Source organism: Alloacidobacterium sp. (assembly GCF_035631355.1).
Classification (GTDB): Bacteria; Acidobacteriota; Terriglobia; order Terriglobales; family Acidobacteriaceae; genus Alloacidobacterium.
On the sequence record NZ_DASQIX010000069.1, the window covers coordinates 16,606 to 36,632 of the forward strand.

Annotated in this window: 16 protein-coding genes; 9 read left to right on the forward strand and 7 right to left on the reverse strand. The window is 57.5% G+C overall.

Annotated elements, in window-relative coordinates:
- Positions 1-74 precede the first annotated feature (74 nt).
- A complete protein-coding gene (locus VEV40_RS12715; protein ID WP_324832789.1) occupies positions 75-1,526 on the reverse strand; it encodes a dicarboxylate/amino acid:cation symporter in 1,452 nt (483 codons plus the stop codon).
- A 55-nt stretch (positions 1,527-1,581) separates the two neighbouring features.
- On the opposite strand from VEV40_RS12715, the gene VEV40_RS12720 reads away from it, so the two are divergent.
- Entirely contained in the window at positions 1,582-2,133 is a 552-nt protein-coding gene (locus VEV40_RS12720; protein ID WP_324832790.1) for a nuclear transport factor 2 family protein, read from the forward strand.
- 13 nt (positions 2,134-2,146) lie between these two features.
- On the opposite strand, the gene VEV40_RS12725 is transcribed toward VEV40_RS12720, so the two are convergent.
- From VEV40_RS12725 to galE, 4 genes are all read right to left on the reverse strand, one after another.
- Positions 2,147-3,370, reverse strand: a complete 1,224-nt coding sequence (locus VEV40_RS12725) for a hypothetical protein (RefSeq protein WP_324832791.1) — start codon at positions 3,368-3,370, stop codon at positions 2,147-2,149.
- A 16-nt stretch (positions 3,371-3,386) separates the two neighbouring features.
- Complete coding sequence (locus VEV40_RS12730) at positions 3,387-4,097, reverse strand: hypothetical protein (protein WP_324832792.1); 711 nt, start codon at positions 4,095-4,097, stop codon at positions 3,387-3,389.
- Between the two features lie 364 nt (positions 4,098-4,461).
- Positions 4,462-6,426, reverse strand: coding sequence for an acetate--CoA ligase (gene acs, locus VEV40_RS12735; RefSeq protein ID WP_324832794.1), 1,965 nt, complete (start codon positions 6,424-6,426; stop codon positions 4,462-4,464).
- 278 nt (positions 6,427-6,704) lie between these two features.
- Positions 6,705-7,682, reverse strand: a complete 978-nt coding sequence (galE, locus tag VEV40_RS12740; protein ID WP_324832795.1) for a UDP-glucose 4-epimerase GalE — start codon at positions 7,680-7,682, stop codon at positions 6,705-6,707.
- 486 nt (positions 7,683-8,168) lie between these two features.
- Between galE and VEV40_RS12745 the strand changes: the two genes are divergently transcribed.
- The 3 genes from VEV40_RS12745 to VEV40_RS12755 all read left to right on the forward strand — a co-directional run bounded on the left by VEV40_RS12745 (position 8,169) and on the right by VEV40_RS12755 (position 11,756).
- Positions 8,169-9,254: a TonB family protein gene (locus VEV40_RS12745; RefSeq protein ID WP_324832796.1), complete on the forward strand. Its 1,086-nt coding sequence runs from the start codon at positions 8,169-8,171 to the stop codon at positions 9,252-9,254.
- A gap of 81 nt (positions 9,255-9,335) precedes the next feature.
- Positions 9,336-11,096, forward strand: a complete 1,761-nt coding sequence (locus VEV40_RS12750) for a hypothetical protein (protein ID WP_324832798.1) — start codon at positions 9,336-9,338, stop codon at positions 11,094-11,096.
- Between the two features lie 99 nt (positions 11,097-11,195).
- Positions 11,196-11,756, forward strand: coding sequence for an outer membrane beta-barrel protein (locus tag VEV40_RS12755; protein WP_324832799.1), 561 nt, complete (start codon positions 11,196-11,198; stop codon positions 11,754-11,756).
- Positions 11,757-11,832: 76 nt separating this feature from the next.
- Here VEV40_RS12755 and VEV40_RS12760 read toward each other — a convergent pair whose 3' ends face one another.
- Positions 11,833-12,432, reverse strand: a complete 600-nt coding sequence (locus tag VEV40_RS12760) for an acyloxyacyl hydrolase (protein ID WP_324832800.1) — start codon at positions 12,430-12,432, stop codon at positions 11,833-11,835.
- 131 nt (positions 12,433-12,563) lie between these two features.
- Entirely contained in the window at positions 12,564-13,508 is a 945-nt protein-coding gene (locus VEV40_RS12765) for a LysR family transcriptional regulator (protein ID WP_324832802.1), read from the reverse strand.
- A gap of 128 nt (positions 13,509-13,636) precedes the next feature.
- Between VEV40_RS12765 and VEV40_RS12770 the strand changes: the two genes are divergently transcribed.
- From VEV40_RS12770 to ilvD, 5 genes are all read left to right on the forward strand, one after another.
- Complete coding sequence (locus tag VEV40_RS12770) at positions 13,637-14,836, forward strand: 2-isopropylmalate synthase (protein ID WP_324832804.1); 1,200 nt, start codon at positions 13,637-13,639, stop codon at positions 14,834-14,836.
- Between the two features lie 211 nt (positions 14,837-15,047).
- On the forward strand, positions 15,048-16,157 hold the full coding sequence (gene leuB / locus VEV40_RS12775; protein ID WP_324832806.1) for a 3-isopropylmalate dehydrogenase: 1,110 nt from the start codon (positions 15,048-15,050) through the stop codon (positions 16,155-16,157).
- 39 nt (positions 16,158-16,196) lie between these two features.
- The gene (gene leuC, locus VEV40_RS12780; RefSeq protein WP_324832807.1) at positions 16,197-17,627 is read left to right on the forward strand and encodes a 3-isopropylmalate dehydratase large subunit; all 1,431 of its coding nucleotides are present in this window, start codon (positions 16,197-16,199) and stop codon (positions 17,625-17,627) included.
- A complete protein-coding gene (gene leuD / locus VEV40_RS12785) occupies positions 17,627-18,223 on the forward strand; it encodes a 3-isopropylmalate dehydratase small subunit (RefSeq protein WP_324832808.1) in 597 nt (198 codons plus the stop codon). Before leuC ends, leuD begins: the two co-directional genes overlap by 1 nt.
- An 18-nt stretch (positions 18,224-18,241) precedes the next feature.
- Positions 18,242-19,933 (forward strand): dihydroxy-acid dehydratase, encoded by a 1,692-nt coding sequence (ilvD, locus tag VEV40_RS12790; RefSeq protein ID WP_324832810.1) that lies wholly within the window; start codon positions 18,242-18,244, stop codon positions 19,931-19,933.
- Positions 19,934-20,027 lie beyond the last annotated feature (94 nt).

Sequence of the window (20,027 nt, forward strand, 5' to 3'; positions counted from 1 at the left end):
CGAAGAGATGTAGGCTTTGCACGAAGCCGAGTGCAGGGTGTCGGGTGCCCCACATCTTGTAAAGATGTGGGCTGCTATTCCGCAAGCCCCACCAGAGCCGCATCCGCCGGAGCTTCCTTGCGGAACTCACCTTCCCATTGCGCCACGACCGCCGAAGCGAGGCAGTTCCCGACGACATTCACTGTAGTCCGTCCCATGTCCATCAGCGCATCGATGCCGAGAATGAGGAAAATTGGCTCCTGCGGCAGATGAAACACTGACGACGTAGCCAGCAGTACCACGAGCACGGCGCGCGGCACTCCGGCCACGCCTTTGCTGGTAAGCATGAGCACGGCCAGCATGAAGAGCTGCTGCTTCCAGCCCAGTGACATGCCTCCCGCCTGCGCCACGAAGACGGAAGCAATGGCCAGATACAGCGCCGACCCTGCCAGGTTGAAGCTGTATCCCGTGGGAATGACGAACCCGACAATCCTGCGCGGAACGCCGAAGGCCTCCATTGCCTCCATTGCGCGTGGCAGCGCCGCTTCCGAAGTGCTGGTGGCAAAGGCAATCGTCGCCGGCTCGGCAACGGCGGCGAGAAACCCACGCAGCGGCACGCGCGCAATCAGCGCTGCCGGAAGCATGGCCAGCAACGCAAACGCGATGAGCGCGACGTACAAAGTGACCAGCAGCTTGATCAGGCTGGTCATCACGCCCAGCCCGGAATGCGCCACGGTATAGGCAAGCGCCGCGCCTACGCCAATCGGCGCATAATACATCACGAAATTGGTGAAGGCGAACATCACCTGCGTCAGTGACTCGAAGAAGCGCAGCATCGGCGCGCGTGGCTCCTCCTTAACGCGTCCGAGAGCCAGTCCGAAGATCAGCGCAAACACGGCCACCTGCAGGATGTGATCGTCGGCAATCGACTTCGCCAGATTTTCTGGAAAGACGTTCAGCAAAAACTGCTGCCATGAAAGCGCAGGTTCCGGCTGCGGTCCGGTCTCGACGCGGACCTCAGTGCGTGTCTCAACATGAACGCCGACCATCGAAACAGAAAGCTTCTCGCCGGCTTTTGACAGATTGATGGCCGCCAGCCCGATCACCAGCGCGATGGTCGTCAACACCTCAAAGTAGACAAGCGACTTCAGCCCCAGACGGCCCACACTCTTCATCTCGCCATGACTGGCGATGCCGGTGATGAGTGTGCCCAGAATCAGCGGCGCGACAATGACCTTAATCAGCCGCAGAAAAATGTCGCTGAAGACACGCGACTGCAAAGCCACGCCGGGAGCATCAAGCGCCAGCTCGACGCCGGCAAGCATTCCACAAATGATCCAGACCGTCAGGGACCTGCGCCGCCAGCAGAAGTAAGTGAACACCGCCAAAGCGATCAACCGCAGCGGCATCATCTCGGGCTCAAGCTGCGAATGCCATGTCTGCGCCAAAAGCCCCGCAAGATAAATAGCAGCGCTGAACGCGCCCAACCAAAGCAGTGGCCGGCGATTGTTTGCATTTATGGGTCCCGTGGCTTTCATCTCACTCATCGGCCTAATCCGATTCCCGCTGCTAGCATTAAACCGTGAGCGAGGTTATTTGAAAATGCGCGTCTTTGTCCTGCCTGTTTCGCTTGCGGCCCTTCTCTGTTGTTCGTCTGCACTTGCCCAGCAGCTTCCACTCGACCCGCTCGCCAAACCGGCCCCGTCGGCGAATATCTCGAACGCGCTTACCGACCCGACCATCTCGCCCGGCACGGCTTTCCTTTTCCAGCTTGAAGCACAGTTTGCGGCAGACACGGCCAAAGGCGGCGGCAAGGCCTTTGCGTCCTGGTTCGCCGATGATGCTGTGACCCTCGGCAACAAGCAAGCCCCAGTGCTCGGACACGCAGCCATCGCCACGCAAGCCACATGGACTCCCGACCAATACCAGTTGACCTGGACACCGCAGGGCGGACAGCTCTCCCCCGCAGGCGACATGGGCTACACATGGGGCCACTATGAAGGCCATTCGAAAGACAAGAACGGCAATCCCGTCATCACCAGCGGACGCTACATGACCATCTGGAAGATACAGTCGGATGGCAAGTGGAAGGTCGTACTCGACTCCAGCAGCGAAGAACCACCCTCAGCCGGCGATTGCTGCAAAGTGCCTTAGTTGTCGAGGGGCTTTATTTAGGCTCTCCCGTCCATTGGTCGCGAGCAACTTCGGCGGCTTCGAATTCGGCTCTTAGCGCATCCCGCATCGCCCTCACGTCCGCATCCTTGACGGCGCTCACGTGTATGCCTTTCCCGGTGGCGAGCCAGGCCTTCTCCATTGGTCCGCTCTTGTCCCATACCTGCGTAGATTTGCCGACATGGTGCCATGCGCCACCGGTGAATCCCAGGTCGCAATCGTACTCGTTATGGTGATGAACCGGAGAGTACCTCCAACTCATCGTGCCGGCAGTATTCAACAGCTTGGCCAGCGACTTCCCCATGCCGACATTGTCATCGCTGTATCGTTGGATATGAATGTCATCCCCTTCTTTGTTGCTCTTGAACATTCCTAACTGGTCGAAAGCAATAGCGTTGCGCAGCGCCCAGAACTCCGACACCCAGTGCGGATGGGACTTTGTCATCTTGTTGAACCACCAGTCATCGGTTACCTGCCCCCCAGTAGGTGTCATCCAGGTCAATTTGTTGAAACCGATGTCTACGGCCTGGCCGAAGTTGTGATTGCTTTCGCCTGGACCGGCATTGGTCACATCTCCAGGGCCCATCTTCAGTTCATACTGCTTCTGAAAAGTCCTGCGTCCGCCGCTTGGGGTCAAGGTCAGCACGATATCGTACTGATCGAACATTTTCTTCACCAGGTCAGCGACGTTTTTGCGGAATTGTTCATGCAATTCCGTGTTGCTGGAAATTGCTGCTGCTGAATCCGCCGCCTCTTTAGCCAGCATGGACCAATACACTGTATGTACACCGGGTGCGGTGCGGATTTGTTTAAATGCCGCCGGAAGCAAATCATTTAGCTTGTCAATTGTTGGGCCGCCGGGCTTGATGACGCCATATTCGTCCTGCAGCGTGAGCACTGGAATTCCGAATACCGAAGTCTTCTGCGCAGGCGCGGAAGCAGGCATTCCGGCACCCGGCGGTTTAAGAGGCGGAAGCCCGAAGCTGGGCCGACCTGTCGGAGCCATAATCGGGGTTGGTACAGGCGCCGTTCCCTTATCCGCCTGGAATGCTTTGATAGCAGCAACCGTTCCTCTGCTGCACACGCCATCGTAATGCGCCGGCAGGTATGGGTGGCCTTTGGGGTTGCGTATCACATGCAGCATCGCCTGAATCAGAGCGACATCATGGAACTTATTGAGCGACGCTTTGTCACCGACTTTGTCTGTAATATCGGCCAAGATCCCCTCCTGAACCTCACCAGAGATCGATTGAGTCCCTCTTCATGGAGAACAAAGAAATTTCTGCAGTAAAGCCGCACTTCCTGGCTTCAGCCTTAATGGATTTTGCAATTTCACTGGTCGAGGCCACTGTGGCTAAGACATAACCACTCCCCGCCGGCTTCTCGAATTCTTTGGCAGGTAACACCCACAGCCACGGGCTACAGGAATTTTTGGCTGCGTATTGCTTCCGCGCGTCGGCTATCGTGCGAAATGGCCCGATGGCCAGCACACTGAACTCAGTGGAGTAGGGAGCCATTGTGCCGGTTGCAGCATCGTACGCCAATGCCTGAATACGGAGTTTGTCCGGCGCGTCGTTAACGGGGTTAGAAAAAAAGTTGTAGAAAAGGAGCGCCTCCCGACCGCCAGCGATATTCACCGCCGCTGTAGTGCTGTAGGTTGGGCCCGCTCCCTCTGTTCCTTTCCACAACTCGATCAGCTTGTTATTTTTTGCGCCGAGTAGTACATGCCGACGTTTGACATGTTCGAAACCATAACGTTGGTCAATGAGGATTCCGTCGAGTCCCTGCGCAAGGCGGAACGGAAAGATGGCCAGCGTGGTTTCGCTCTCCTCGTCGCCGCTGCTCCAGACAGCTACATCCTGCCTCAGATATGAGGGATCCCCCGCACCATCGCCCTGTTCTAAAGCGTCTTTTTCATAAGAAGCAGAAGAGCTTTCCATGTCCAACGTGCGACGATCCAATGTGTGTCCACCAGACTGCAATGCGACTGAGATCGGGCATTTGTGCTTGACACAAGGTCCCACAGAGACTTCGTACTGTAAGTCAGGGCTGGCGGGAACACGGCTCACAACAACACTGCTCGTCTCTGCCCCACCGAAAGCGCAGACAGGAATCAGCAGAAACGAAAATAAGAAATGCCAGCGCATAAAACTCACCAGATGGTGTGTTTGCTACACGATTAGTTTCAGTGCTCTCGGGGGATGACCAACGGATTAAAACCAGGAGTTTACGGACGCACGAGTAAGCCAGCAGGAGAGGGGTGTCCCACTGTGCCCTGAAGACTATCACATGTGAAAAACAGTTGGTAAGTTACTCGTCCTGCTCCCGCAGCTTCGCGATCACGCTGAAATCTTCAAGCGTAGTCGTATCGCCCTTGATCTCGCCATTCGTCGCCAGTTCGCGTAGAAGCCGCCGCATAATCTTGCCTGAGCGCGTTTTGGGAAGCTGCTCGGTGAAGCGAATATCATCTGGACGGGCGAGCGCGCCAATCTCCTTCGCCACCCAGGAGCGCAGTTCGTCTTCCAATTCTTTTGACGGCTTGTGCTCGCTTTCCAGCGTGACGAAGGCAGCGATAGCCTGCCCTTTCAGGTCGTCGGGACGCCCAACGACGGCAGCCTCGGCAACTTTGGGATGCGCCACCAGCGCCGACTCGACCTCCATCGTTCCAAGCCGGTGCCCGCTGACATTCAGCACATCATCCACGCGCCCCATCAGCCAGAAACACCCGTCGTCATCCATGCGCGCTCCGTCTCCCGTGAAATACGAGCCGGGAATCTCCGACCAGTAAGCCTTCAGATAACGGTCAGGATCACCGTAGACCGTCCTCGCCATCGAAGGCCAAGGCTTGCGAATGACCAGCAGCCCGCCCTGGCCTGCGGGAACCGGCCTCCCGCCCCTCGTCACCACTTCAGGCACAATTCCAAAGAAGGGCCGCGTTGCCGAACCGGGCTTGGTTGGCACCGCGCCTGGAACCGGCGCGATCATGATGCCGCCTGTTTCGGTCTGCCACCAGGTATCGACAATCGGACACCGCCCCTTGCCGATCTTGTCGCGATACCACATCCATGCCTCGGGATTGATCGGCTCACCCACGGTTCCCAGCAGGCGCAGCGAATCGAGCTTATGTTTCTCTACATGCTGGTCGCCCCACTTGATGAAGGCGCGGATCGCTGTCGGCGCGGTGTAGAAAATCGTGACCTTGTGATCGTCAATAATTTTCCAGAAGCGGTCCATCTCAGGAAAATTCGGAGCGCCTTCATACATCAGCGTCGTTACGCCATTCTGCAGAATCCCGTAAACAACGTAAGAATGCCCCGTCACCCAGCCAATGTCTGCCGAGCACCAATACACGTCGTCATCGCGGAGGTCAAAAATGTATTTGCTCGTGAGGTAGGTCTGGACTGAATACCCACCTGTCGTGTGCACCAGCCCCTTCGGCTTCCCTGTTGTCCCCGACGTATAGAGGATGTAGAGCGGATCCTCAGAATCCAGTTCTTCCGATGGACAATCCGGCGCGGCCTTCGCCATCAAGTCGTGCCACCAGTGGTCGCGTCCCGCCTGCATATCTACCTGCGACCCTGAACGCTGATAAACCACCACATTCTTCACCGACGGACATTGCTTCAGCGCCTCATCGACGGTCGCCTTCAGCTTCACTTCGCCGCCGCGACGATAGGCCGTGTCCTGCGTCAACACAGCAACGCACTCCGCATCGTTCACGCGATCGACAATGGCGTGTGCCGCAAACCCTCCGAAAATGACCGAGTGCACCGCGCCGATGCGCGCGCAGGCCAGAATTGCGATCGCCAGCTCGGGCGTCATGCCCATGTAAACGGCAACGCGGTCGCCCTTCCTGATTCCCAGCCTCTTCAGCACATTGGCAAAGCGCTGCACGTCAGCATGCAGATCGCCGAAAGTCAGCTTACGAACCTCGCCCGGCTCACCTTCCCACAGAATTGCCACCTTGTCGCGCTTGTCGCCAAGAGCATGCCGGTCCACGCAGTTGTAGCTCAGGTTCAGCTTGCCGCCGACGAACCACTTCGCCCACGGGAGGTTCCAGTCCAGCACCTTGTCCCACGGTTTGAACCAGTGCAGCTCGCGCGCCGCCTCCGCCCAGAAACCTTCCGGATCGTCCACCGACCGGCGATACATCTGCTCATATTCGGCAAGGCTCTTCACTCGCGCCTTCGCGGCAAACCCGGCAGGTGGAGGAAATACGCGGCTTTCCCGCAGAACAGAATCAAGATTGGGATCAGTGCTCGTGGTCGACGACATAGCCTTTGGCTGTACCTCTTTTGCGTGAGTGAGGGACTTTAGGATGCGAAGAGAAGCAATCTTTCGCTCGCAAACAACGTTAAAGGTTGAGACACACGACAGGCAAGGAAAATCCTGTATATACAGGTAGACATAGCCCGCTCTCGCACCCAAAACACCTTGCTGAATGCGATGAAACTGTTTCGCTGGCCAAACATTTCTTTCTTAGCGAAACCGCCAGGCTGCGCCAAAACTCCAGGAATGTGGCGCAAGGACGTGTGAGGCTGCCAACAACAATCTCATGCAGTCTTTTGATAGTGTTGCTGGTGCCATTTCCACGCGCTCGCTACAATATCGTCAAGGCTGTTGAACTTGCGCTTCCACCCTAGCTCGCGCTCAATTTTCTCTGAACTGGCAATCAGCACTGCTGGATCACCCGGCCTGCGCTCCACTTCTTCCACCGGAATCGGATGCCCGGTGACGCGGCGCGCTGACTCAATCACCTCGCGGATGGAGAAGCCGCGGCCATTACCGATGTTGTAGATCAGACGGTCGCGCTTGCCCAACTCATCAAATGCCAGCAGGTGTGCCTGCGCCAGGTCTTGTACGTGGATGTAATCGCGAATACAAGTGCCATCATGCGTTGGATAATCCTGACCGAAGACCTTGATGTTTTTCCGCCTCCCCAATGCGACATCCAGGATCAGAGGAATCAGGTGCGACTCCGGCTCGTGCGCCTCACCCCGGCCATCGATGGCGCCAGCTACATTGAAATAGCGCAGGCTCGCATAGCGAAATCCGTGAATGCGATTCACCCAGTTCAGCATCTGCTCCACCAGCAACTTTGATTCGCCGTAAACGTTCGTGGGTCGCAGCGGCGCGTCTTCCTTGATCGGTGTTGACTCCGGTTCGCCGTACACAGCGGCAGTAGACGAGAAAACCAGCCGGTTGACGCTTTTTGCCAACATCGCCTCAATCAGCGTAAGTGTTGCGGCGGAGTTATTGCGGAAATATAGCTCCGGGTTCCGCATGCTTTCACCTGCTTCAATCAATGCAGCGAAGTGCATCACGCCATCAAACTTTTTGAGAGAGAAGATTTTTTCAAGTTTGGAGCCGTCTGCAAGCTCTCCTTCGACAAATTCCGCCCGCTCCGGCGCCATCGACCTGTGCCCATGACAGAGATTGTCATAGACGGTGACTTCATGCTCTTTATTCAAAAGAAGTTCGGCGACAGTGCCGCCAATATAACCCGCTCCCCCGGTTATCAAGAATCTCAAGCTGTCTCCTTAGATTGCCACAAAAATTATAGCGATCCGGGGAACTATTTCGTTCACAGAAGAGAACAACCCTCCAGCCGTCGAGACCGTCCAACTGTCACGGACATAAAGGCTTGCCCTAGAAAATTTACATGGATGCAATCATTTTCTGCGGTAATAGTTACGCGATATTTCGGAACAGGCCGTATTGTGCATAGTAGTTACCAGACGCATTACTTCTGTAATATAGAAGTGCACGGAGACAGCACATTCTTAACTTCTGATGGCCTCCCTTTGCGTTATTGTACGAACACTTACCAAGCTCCGAGATTTGGAAGCCATCTTGCAATCTGAGTAGTAAGAGACGGGGAACTGGTGTCTTTCACGTGCGCACTTGGCTCGAAAGACGCTTTAGCCTCGGGAAAAAACAATAAAACCGCACCTTTTGCGTCTGTTTTATGGGAAGACCCACATTTTTCAGTCTGAAACTTTTGAATTGATGAGCTTATGGCGAGTACAAATAACGACCTGCTGAATCACGCAAATCTTGGTCTTCTACCCGAGCCGGAAGGTCGACTTAGATCTTTTGGGGTAAGCACTGCCGCAAACATCCTTGCCGGAGCCATTCTTGTCCTCATCACAATGGCGCAGGTGCATCAGGAGAAGATACATCAGTACCAGACAACCGAGCTGATTTTTCCAGTCGAACTGCCAAAGCCTTACATCCCCCCGGTGCCGAAGGTTAAAGTCATTGCTCCGCCGCCAAAGATAGAGCAGCAGCCGAAAATTTCGATTCCTAAGCCGCAGCCGGAAACACCCAGGCCTCAAGTGGTGAAACTACCCACGCCAGAAACTCCGCATCTGGTTGCCGCTCCGCCTAAAGCTATCGCACCTCCGCCACAGCCCAAAGTTGGGCTTTTCAAGAGCGCAACTCCGACCCATGTCGCCAATAACATGTCGGCCCCAAACGTTAAAACGGGTGGGTTCGGCGATCCAATGGGCGTAACCCCCAACCCCAGTGCCAGTGCCAGTCGACCGACAACTATCGCCGCTGTGGGATCTTTTGGGTCGGCTCCAGGTCTTGGACAAGGCGCGGGCGCCGCCCGGCAGGGCAGCGTGCATGGCACATCCTTCGGCTCGGGCGTCGCGAACGGAGTCCCGGGTGGCAAAGACCGCGGCACAGTAGCGTCGGCCGGGTTCAGCAATGGCGTGGTCGGCGGCACAGGCGCTCGCAATAGCCATGGGACGGTAGCTGCAGCTGGATTCTCAAGCCCGACTGGCGGAGGTTCCGGTGCCGCCCACGTAACCACGGTCGAAGAGCCAGCGTCCACACCGATCGTTGTTGTAGCCAAGCCGCTTCCGCAGTACACGGCGGAAGCGAAACAGCTCAAAATAGAAGGTGACGTTACGCTTGAGGTTCGCTTCACCGCCGGCGGACAGGTACAGGTCCTGCGCGTTGTCAACGGGCTGGGCCACGGACTCGATCAGCAGGCCATGCAGGCCGCCGAGCGTATCCGCTTCAAGCCGGCGACCAGAAATGGTGCGCCAGTCGATGAGGTGAGTGTGATTCACATCAGTTTTCAGCTAGCTTGAGAGTGCTGGACAAAATTTCGTGAAGCATTGCTGTCATTGCTGTGTTCTTAAGAATTGAGAAAGAAAATCGGGAGTAAGGAAATGTCCTTTCGCAAGTTGTGGATGACCGGTCTGACGGTCTCTTTGGGGGTGCTTACAGTTCAGGCAAAAACACCGAAATTCGCGCCTCCCGTCCCACTCAATCCAACGGAGACCGCTCTCATTCAGAAAGCGATTGCTCAGGAGAAGGCGACGGTCAAAGCCATTCAGCAACATACGCCCGTCGTCCAGACTTATATCCAGAACATGCGGCCTGACCCCAGGCTCTATTCGGTGCCGGAATCAGACCAGTACATGCTTGGCCGCGTGGATTTCGGCAAGACCTTCAGCAACAAGGGCTATGAGGTCAGATCCTCCTCCCACGGCTTTTTCAAGGGCTCGCTCAAATTTATGGGAGGCCTGACGAAAGCCTTCGATATCAGTTACTCTCCGACCGGCTTTATGGACATGATGTTCCTCGACCCGGTCAGCTTCGATCAGCAACACTATGATTTCTCCTATGTTCGGCGCGAGTTCCTCGGCAGCATCCGCACCGTGGTCTTTGATGTCCGTCCTAAGCCGAAAACAGGGGCAGGTCGCTTCTTTGGTCGCATATGGGTTGAAGACGAGGGCGGAAACATTGTCCGCTTTAATGGTAGTTACACCAGCAACGCCAACGATGAAGTTGCCCGCTATTATCACTTTGACAGCTGGCGGCAGAACATCCAGCCGGATGTCTGGTTGCCCGCCGCTATCTATGTCGAAGAATCGAACGGGGGCACTGGCAAGAAGGGGAGCGGTTTCCGTGCTCAGTCCCACTTCTGGGGCTATTCGCTCAAGCTGCCCACGCGCGAATCCGACGCTGAATCGATCACCGTTGAGAATGCCCAGGACCAGAGCGAGAATTCGCAGGACATGACCCCTCTGCAGGCGAAGCGCCAATGGGTCTCTCAGGCCGAGCAAAATGTTCTGGACCGTCTCGTGCAGGCTGGCCTGCTCGCACCGCCGAGCGATTTCGATAAAGTCCTTGAAACCGTCACCAACAACATCATCATCGGTAACAAGCTCAACTTACCTAACGATATTCATTGCCGTGTCATGCTCACGGCCCCGCTCGAATCGCTGGCTGTCGGCAATACCATCCTGCTGAGCAAGGGCCTGATCGATGTCCTGCCGCAGGAAGAAGACCTTGCAGCGGTAATCAGCTTTCAGCTTGCCCACATCGTGCTCGGCCACCATATCGACACCCGCTATGCCTTCAATGATCGCCTGCTTTTCCCTGATGAAGCGACCCTCGAACGCATCAATATGAACCACACAGCTGCGGATGACGAAGCCGCGGCCAAGAAAGCGATGGATCTCTTCAACGGCTCCGTCTATCACGATAAAGCGGCCAGCGTCAGCCTCTTCTATCAGCAACTCGTAGCACGGGCAAAAACACTGCCTGCCCTGGTTACGCCGCGTCTTGGCGATTCCCTGCTGAGGGCTGACGGTACTCCCTGGATGGCAGGCTTCCTCAATCAGGGCCCTAAGCTGAACATCGAGGACATTAGCCAGGATCGCGCCGCCCTCCCGCTCGGCAGCCACCTCCGCACCGATGCCTGGGATGACAAGGTCTACGCCCTCAATCTCAAGGGTGACCAGATTCTGAACCCGGGTGACAAGATGCCGCTCGAATTGACGCCTGTCTACTTCCGTCTGCAGCGGTACCAATCGCCTTCTGTGGCCCCTGCGTCGGCAACAGTACCGGCTCAGGACCAGAACCAAACACAGCCGCAGGCTCCTGCAACCAGCAATGCCCAGCCGCAGCAGAACCCGCAGTAGGCCGACCTAAGGCCTGCTGCATCTAAGCGGGAAGGCAAAGCTCGACTTTTTATTGGGAGTGCTCATTCCTTGGCAGATCACACTTTCGGAGATCGCAACGTGGTTCAAAAACTAATCGGTATCGCTCTTCTTCTCATCCCCATTTCAGTATTCGCCCAGGTCGCTCCAGCTACCGAGGGCGGAGGGCTGACGTTATCCGCAGGCGCAGAGTATTCCAATTTCCACCCTGACTGGGGACCGAACCGTCTCGGAGGTATCGCAGCCTTCGTTGACGCCGACCACATCTTCCTGCACAATCTTGGCGCAGAGGGAGAAGCGCGCTGGCTCATCTTCAACGAATTCGAAGGGGAGCATGAAAGTAACTACCTGATTGGCCCCCGCTATCGGCTCATCCGCTTCCACAGACTCTCTGCCTACGCGAAATTCCTTATGGGCGCTGGATTGATCACCTATCCCAACAAGATCGGCAGCGGAAGTTACTTTGCATACACTCCGGGCGCCACCGCGGAATATCGCTTCTTGCATCGCTTCAGCGCGCGTGTCGATTATGAATATCAGTTCTGGCCATCGGCGCCAGGCCTCGCCTTCACCTTCCCCAACCCGAGTCACGGCCTGAACCCTAACGGCTTCAGTGGCGGTGTTTCCTATAGAATCTTCTAGAGCAAGTTTCCGGCAACAACAACGGCCCCGGAGTGATCCGGGGCTCTTGTATTGTGCTGTGAAATCTGAGTTGGCGCTAGAAGTGGTATGCCACGCCGATCGCAGGATTGCTGATGTTGTAGTAGCGATTGGTCCGATACTGCTCCAACCCGAAGTTTGGCGCCTTGACCACAATGCCGCGGTACTCAACGCGAATGTCCCAGCTTGGACTCAGCTCATAAGCAATACCGCCGCCATAGAGCGCGCCTACGTTGGTGCTCTGCTTAGCATCGAGATCGGTGGTCTTCTGGTCTTTGATAGGGCTGAAGATATAACCGCCGACGCCCGCTTCCACAAATGGGTTGAAGTTTCTGAAAGTAAAGTTGTAGATGTATGCGCCGGAGATTTCCTGCATGCGCGCGTGGACACGGATGGAATTGAAGCTGGTAATGTACTTTTCTACATTCTGTTGGTATTGGTAATTCAGCTCGAGCGCTGAACGCGGTGTAAGCATGTAGCGATAGCTTGCCAGCGCGCCGTAGACGCCGATCGTTCCGTCCTGCTGCACCGTATTGCCCACCACGTGCGGTGGAATCAGGGCCGTCCAGCTTAAGCTCGCATCCTGTCTGCTCTCCTGCGCAAATCCAGCCGCTGCCGAAAACGACAGCAACGCCAAAAACACAAAAATCTTCTTCATCCGTTTCGTGAACCTCTTCGCCTGCCGTTAGCTCCGCAGGCGCAACGCCTCTCGGGCCCGTCGATTTTAAAGTTATAGTGGGCGGCAAATGCCCACCTCGCCATTGTACCTGCCAGCGGCTATTTGCACAGCTACCGCTTAAGGTGTTTAGACGCAGCGGTCTTTTTCTCGTCATACAAGAAAGGCGCGCCGCGGTCCTGGGCCAGCGTGCGCACCACGCGCATAAAGGCCAGCGCCGCATAGGACAGGCTTCCCTGCTTGCGATACACCAGCCACAATTGCCGCGAGCAATCCAGTTCCGGGACCGGCACTCCGACCAGTTCTCCGCGCGCGATCTCTGTCTGCACTGAAAGTGCCGGGACCAGCGCCACGCCGTTCCCGCTGGCCACAAAGCGTTTGATGGCCTCCAGGCTGGGCAATTCCACGCCGATATTCAACGGCGTCCTGTGCTTCGCAAAGGATTCTTCCACTAATTTGCGCCGCGGCGAAGCAACATTGTGCGCGATGAAGTTTTCCGCGCCCAGGTCGCGAACGCGCACGCTCTCCTCGCGCGCCAGCACATGCTTCGGATGCACCACGAAAATGAGGTCGTCAGCGTAAACAGCAATTGCGCCCAACTGGTCGTTGTCAGGCTGGAACGAAACAATACCAATCTCCGCCGTGCGCCGCAGCACTTCATCCGGGATGCGGCTCGCCAGCGACCGCTGCACCATAATCGATATCTGTGGGCACTGCCGCCGAAACTCATCAAGCACTGGAAGAAGATACAAACAGGTGTACTCGTTTGCGGCCAGCGTCAGCCGTCCGCGCTCGAGCGATCGTACTTCTTCAAGCGCGCTTGCGGCTTCATTGCGCAGGCTCAGCAGGCGCTCCGCATAATCGCGCAGCACCTCACCCGCTGCTGTCAGTGTCCCGTCGCGCGAAGCTCGCTCGAATAGTGGCTCACCTAATTCTTCTTCCAGCTTGCGGACCACCTGGCTCACAGCAGGTTGAGTGCGATGCAATCGCGTCGCCGCGCGGGAAAAGCTGCGCTCCGTCACTACAGCAAGAAATGTTTCCAGTTGGGATAATTCCATAAGTACATTGCGTCCTAGCGGCGTGGCTACTGGGAATCATAACTAGAATTTATCGTAAATCAAGAAATTAAAAATTTGAATTATGCCTCGGCTTTTGCGAAACTGGTTGCAGTCGAGGTTTCCCCGATATGGCGCAAGAGAAGCTTCTTTTCTTTGACACCACACTCCGCGACGGCGAACAGTCCCCCGGCTGCAGCATGACGCAACACGAAAAGCTGGCCATGGCCCACGCGCTCGACGACCTCGGCGTGGACATTCTCGAAGCCGGCTTCGCTATCTCCTCCGACGGTGATTTCGCCTCTATCCAGGCCGTGGCAAAGGAGATACGCCGTCCGCGCATCGCATCGCTTTCCCGCGCCAAGCGCGAGGACATCGAGCGTGCGGCGGCCGCCCTTGAGCACGCCGAGCGCTCGCGCATCCATATCTTCCTCGCCAGCTCGGACATTCACCTCGAGTACAAGCTGCGCATGAGCCGCGAAGAGGCCCTGGCGGCCGCCGCCGAGTCCGTTACGCTGGCGCGCAAGTACTTCGATGACATCGAGTTCTCGCCGGAAGACTCGACCCGCACCAGCATCGACTTCCTCTGCAAAATTGTTCAGACCGCCATCGAAGCCGGAGCAACGACCATCAACATGCCGGACACGGTCGGCTACTCGGTTCCCAACGAATATGGCGCGATGTTTCGCATAGTGCGTGAGCGCGTTCCGGGCTCAGACAAGGTCGTCTTCTCCTCGCATTGTCACAACGACCTTGGCCTCGCTGTCGCCAACTCCCTCGCCGCCATCGATGGTGGAGCGCGCCAGGTCGAATGCACCATTAACGGCATTGGCGAACGTGCCGGCAATGCCGCCCTTGAAGAAATCGCCGCCGCCCTCATCGTTCGCGCCGATCAATATCCAGTTGAGCATGGCCTCAAGGCCGAACAGCTCTATCCTGCGAGCCAGCAACTAGCCAAAGTCATCAGCTTCGCGCCCTCCCCGAACAAAGCCATCGTCGGCGCTAATGCTTTCGCGCACGAGGCCGGCATTCACCAGCATGGAGTGCTCTCGAACCCGCTGACCTACGAAATCATGACGCCTGCATCCGTCGGCGTTCCCACGAACCGCATGGTTTTGGGCAAACATTCGGGTCGCCACGCCCTGCGCTCGCGCCTCCACGACCTCGGCTATCAGCTTGCGGCAAGCGATCTCGATGCTGCCTACCGCGCCTTCACCGAGCTTGCCGACAAGAAAAAAGCTATCTACGACCAGGACTTGATCAATCTGGTCGCGCACCATAAGCGCCACGAAGATCTGATTTCAACTGAGCCTGTCGGCGAAGCCAGTTGAACGAAATGGTTTGAAGGGGCACGGCTTTAGCCGTGACTGAACGAATTTTTAAGTTGTCATCCTGAGCGGAGTGACCGTAGGGAACGTAGTCGAAGGATCTGAAGTTCTCCCGCCCAGCCGATACAAGGTAAAGCACCGGCTTTAGCCTGGTGAATAAGAACGAATCAAAAAGGGGCTTCAGCCCCGGAAAATTTTCGGAGAACACGCACAGATGAAGCTGAAGGTTCTTGTCGCCGCCGGAGACGGCATCGGCCCCGAAGTCACAGGCGAAGCCGAGCGCATCCTGCGCTCAGTTGCCGAATGGGGCGGGCACGATTTCGAGTTTCGCAAGGAACTGATTGGCGGCGTCGCCATCAAGGCCCACGGAACGCCCCTGCCTCCCGCGACGCTCGATGCCGCGCTCGAAAGCGATGCGGTGCTGCTCGGCGCTGTCGGCGGTAATGAGTTCAATTCGCTTCCGCCGGACCGCCGCCCGGAAGCCGGACTGCTGCAAATCCGCCAGGCCCTCGGGGGATTCGCCAATCTGCGCCCGGCCTTTGCACATCCGGCGCTTGCCGCAAACTCGCCGCTCAGGCCCGAAGTCATCGACGGCGCTGACATCATTTTCGTTCGCGAACTCCTCGGCGGTCTCTATTTCGGTGAGCCGCGCCAGTGGAACCGCGAAACCAACTCAGCATGGAACACCATGCGCTACACCCGCGATGAAGTGGCCCGCGTAGCGCGCATTGCCTTTCAACTCGCGCAGAAGCGCCGCAAGAAACTGACTTCGGTCGATAAAGCCAATGTGCTCGAAGTCTCGCAACTCTGGCGCACGACTGTGACCGAAGTGGCAAAAGATTTTCCTGACGTCACGCTCGAACATCAGTATGTTGACGCCATGTCCATGCACCTGATGAACACGCCACGCACCTATGACGTAGTGCTGACAGAAAATCTCTTCGGCGACATCCTCTCCGACGAGTCCGCCGTCATCACCGGATCACTCGGCATGTTGCCTTCGGCCACCATCGGCGGCCAGGTCAATCTTTACGAACCGGTCCACGGCTCTGCGCCGGACATTGCTGGCAAGGGCATCGCCAATCCGCTCGGCGCGATTCTAACTGCAGCCATGCTGCTGCGGCACTCAGCCAATCTCGAACAGGATGCGCAGGCGATCGAAACAGCGGTCCGCAAAGTGTTGGAGCAGGGCTACCGCACCGCCGACCTCGCCCGCAGCGAGAAGGATAAAAAGATGGTCCTGTCCACTCAGGCCATGGGTAAACAGGTACATGAAGCTTTAAACGAAATCAGCGATAAGCGGCAGGCCATGCACGCCGTTTAAAGAGTAAGAATCGGGCACCCATCAGGAATTGGACAACGAATGAGCACACCAAAAACACTCTTTGAAAAAGTCTGGGAGCAGCACCTCGTCGCCGAACCCGCGAACGAGCCAGCGCTGCTTTACATCGACCTGCATCTCGTTCACGAGGTCACTTCGCCTCAAGCCTTCGACGGCCTCCGCATGGCCGGCCGCAAGCTTCGCCGCGCCGACCGGACAGTAGCCACCGTGGACCACAACGTCCCGACCACGCCGAACCGCCTCATCATCGAAGACGCCATCGCCGCGAAGCAGATCGATGCGCTGCGCAAGAACTGCAAAGAGTTCGGCGTCGAGTTCTACGACATTCAATCGCCCAACCAAGGCATCGTCCACGTCATCGGACCGGAACTCGGCCTCACCAAACCGGGTATGACCATCGTCTGCGGCGACTCGCATACCTCGACCCATGGCGCGTTCGGCGCGCTGGCCTTCGGCATCGGCACTTCTGAAGTCGAACACGTTATGGCCACGCAGTGCCTGCAGCAATCGAAGCCGAAAACTTTCCGCATCTCCGTTGAAGGCGAGCTGCCCGCAGGCGTCACCGCGAAAGACATCGTCCTCGGCATCATCGGCCGCATCGGCACTGACGGCGCTACCGGCCACGTCATCGAATACGCGGGCTCGGCCATTCGTGGCCTTTCTATGGAAGGCCGCATGACCATCTGCAATATGAGCATCGAAGCAGGCGCGCGCGCCGGCATGATCGCTCCCGACGAAACCACCTTCGCATACCTCAAAGATCGCGGATTTTCGCCCGAAGGCAAGGCATGGGACGAAGCCGTAGCCGAATGGAGCCAGCTCAAGTCCGACCCGGATGCCAAGTTCGACCGCGAGGTGCTCATCAAAGCCACAGACCTCGTTCCCTACGTCACCTGGGGCACAAACCCCGGCATGGTTGTTCGTGTGACGGACCGCGTGCCCGGCCCTGTCGAGTCGCAGTCAGAAACTGACCGCCGCGCCATCGACCAGGCCCTTGCATATATGGATCTCCAGCCCGGCACACCTATCGAAGACATCGCCATTGACCGCGTCTTCATCGGTTCCTGTACCAACTCGCGCATTGAAGACTTGCGCGCCGCCGCCAAAGTTGTTACCGGATACCGTGTCCATTCGCACGTCCGCGCCATGGTTGTTCCCGGCTCGCACCTGGTCAAGGCGCAGGCGGAAAAAGAGGGCCTCGACAAAGTTTTCCTCGAAGCAGGATTCGAGTGGCGCGAGCCCGGCTGCTCCATGTGCCTCGGCATGAATCCCGACATCCTTCAGCCCGGCGAGCGCTGCGCCTCCACTAGCAACCGCAACTTTGAAGGACGCCAGGGGCGCGGCGGGCGCACACACCTTGTCAGCCCTGAGATGGCCGCCGCAGCAGCCGTCACCGGACACTTCACCGACATCCGCCAATGGGAATTTAAAGGCGAGGAGGTCCTGGCCTAATGCAGCCATTCCGCAAGCTCACATCCGTCGTCACGCCGCTTGACCGCGCTAATGTCGATACCGACCAGATCATCCCCAAGCAGTTCCTCAAGCGCATTGAGCGCACCGGCTATGGCGAGTTTCTGTTCTTCGACTGGCGCAAGGACCCGCAGTTCGAGATCAACCAGCCGCGCTACAAAGGCTCTGAGATTCTCATCGCGGCAAAAAACTTCGGCTGCGGCTCGTCGCGCGAACACGCCGCCTGGGCGCTCTTCGATTACGGCTACCGCTGCGTCATCGCGCCCTCTTTCGCCGACATCTTCCACTCAAACGCGGGCAAGAACGGCATCCTGCTGGTCACGCTGCCGGAAGAGCAGGTGCAGACTCTGCTCAATCGCGCGGCAAAATTCGAGGACTACCGCCTGACCGTCTCGCTCGAAGACGAAACCATCCAAGACGCGCACGGATTTGAAGCAAAGTTTTCCATCGATCCCTTCCGTCGCTATTGCCTGCTCGAAGGGCTTGACGATATCGGCCTCACACTACGTCACGCCGCCGCGCTCGACGCTTTCGAAAAACAACACAACGAAAAATTCTGGCTCGCCCCCAGACCATAAATTACGGAGAAGAAAACTTTGGCCCAGAACGGCAAGACACACGACCCGAAATGGAAGAGTGGAGCACTCACAGAAGGCCCAAGCCGCGCCGGAACGCGCTCCATGTTTCGCAGCGTCGGCTTTATGCCTGAAGACCTGCACAAGCCCATCATCGGCATCGCTAACACCTGGACGGAAATCGGCCCTTGCAACTTCCACCTGCGCACCATCGCCGAGGCCGTGAAGCAGGGTGTGCGCGATGCCGGAGGCACTCCGATGGAGTTCAACACCGTCACCATCTCCGACGGCATCACCATGGGCACCGAGGGCATGAAGGCCTCGCTCATCAGCCGCGAAGTTATAGCCGACTCCATCGAGCTTGTCTCCCGCGGCAATCTCTTCGACGGCCTCGTCTGCATCGCCGGATGCGACAAGAACATGCCCGGCACCGTGATGGCGCTCGCGCGCCTCAATATCCCCGGACTCATGATCTACGGCGGATCGATTGCTCCAGGCCATCTCAACGGCAAAGACATCACCATTCAGGATGTCTACGAAGCCATCGGCGCGCACTCCGCCGGAAAGCTCAGCGACGCGGGACTCGAAGCCATCGAAGCCAATGCTTGTCCCGGCGTGGGAGCCTGCGGTGGCCAGTTCACCGCCAACACTATGGCCATGGCCTGCGAATTCCTCGGCATCTCGCCCATTGGTTTGTCCGGCGTGCCTGCATTCTCTCCGGAAAAGCACGCCGCCTCGCGCAAGGCCGGAGCGATGGTCATGGAACTCGCCCGCCGCGATCTGCGCCCCAGCCAGATCATCACGCGCGAATCGCTGGAAAACGCCATCACCAGCGTGGCCGCTTCCGGCGGATCGACCAACTCCGTGCTGCACCTCATCGCCATCGCGCATGAGGCGGGCATCAAGCTTACCGTCGATGACTTCGACCGCCTCAGCCGCAACACCCCGCTGCTCTGCGACCTCAAACCCGGCGGCAAATATGTCGCCCCCGACTACTACAATGCGGGGGGCAGCCGTCTGCTCGCAGCGCGACTCATTGAAGCAGGTCTGATGCACAAGGACTGCATCAATGTCACCGGACGCACGCTCGCCGAAGAAGCAGCCGAGGCTGTCGAAGCGCCAGACCAGGACGTGATCCATCCCGTTTCGTCGCCCATCAAGAAAACCGGCGGCCTCGTCATCCTCAAAGGCAACATCGCGCCTGATGGCTGTGTCATCAAGGTTGCCGGACACAATCGCCTCGAGCATCGCGGCCCTGCGCGCGTCTTTGACTGCGAAGAAGACGCCTTCCGCGCCGTCGATTCAGGAAGCATCAAGCCAAACGAAGTCCTCGTCATTCGCTATGAAGGCCCCAAAGGCGGTCCCGGCATGCGCGAGATGCTTCAGATCACCGCCGCGCTCGTCGCTATTCCTGAATTGTCTGAAACCGTGGCTCTGCTCACCGATGGCCGCTTCTCCGGAGCGACTCGCGGTCTCATGGTTGGCCACGTCGCGCCGGAAGCTGCGGTCGGTGGTCCCATCGCAGCCATCCATGAAGGCGACATCATCCACTTCGATATCCCGAACCGCAAGCTCGATGTCGAGGTATCGGAGAAAGAGTTACAGTCACGGTTACAAAATTGGAAGGCGCCCGAGCCGAAGTTCCAGCGTGGCGTCTTCCGCAAGTACGCCAACACGGTTTCATCGGCATCGCAAGGCGCAGTTACGAATTAGCAATGTTTCGTAAGGGCACGGCTTCAGCCGTGCCGTAAATTCAGAACGTTTACGGGGCTTTAGCCCCTGAGGGAATTGTTTCAAGGAGTCACAT

Bases quoted from the DNA above. Each gene is read 5' to 3' on its own strand.
- VEV40_RS12715 (WP_324832789.1), bottom strand. From the start codon at position 1,526: ATGAGTGAGATGAAAGCCACGGGACCCATAAATGCAAACAATCGCCGG.
- VEV40_RS12720 (WP_324832790.1), top strand. From the start codon at position 1,582: ATGCGCGTCTTTGTCCTGCCTGTTTCGCTTGCGGCCCTTCTCTGTTGT.
- acs (WP_324832794.1), bottom strand. From the start codon at position 6,426: ATGTCGTCGACCACGAGCACTGATCCCAATCTTGATTCTGTTCTGCGG.
- VEV40_RS12745 (WP_324832796.1), top strand. From the start codon at position 8,169: ATGGCGAGTACAAATAACGACCTGCTGAATCACGCAAATCTTGGTCTT.
- VEV40_RS12750 (WP_324832798.1), top strand. From the start codon at position 9,336: ATGTCCTTTCGCAAGTTGTGGATGACCGGTCTGACGGTCTCTTTGGGG.
- VEV40_RS12760 (WP_324832800.1), bottom strand. From the start codon at position 12,432: ATGAAGAAGATTTTTGTGTTTTTGGCGTTGCTGTCGTTTTCGGCAGCG.
- VEV40_RS12765 (WP_324832802.1), bottom strand. From the start codon at position 13,508: ATGGAATTATCCCAACTGGAAACATTTCTTGCTGTAGTGACGGAGCGC.
- VEV40_RS12770 (WP_324832804.1), top strand. From the start codon at position 13,637: ATGGCGCAAGAGAAGCTTCTTTTCTTTGACACCACACTCCGCGACGGC.
- leuB (WP_324832806.1), top strand. From the start codon at position 15,048: ATGAAGCTGAAGGTTCTTGTCGCCGCCGGAGACGGCATCGGCCCCGAA.
- leuC (WP_324832807.1), top strand. From the start codon at position 16,197: ATGAGCACACCAAAAACACTCTTTGAAAAAGTCTGGGAGCAGCACCTC.
- leuD (WP_324832808.1), top strand. From the start codon at position 17,627: ATGCAGCCATTCCGCAAGCTCACATCCGTCGTCACGCCGCTTGACCGC.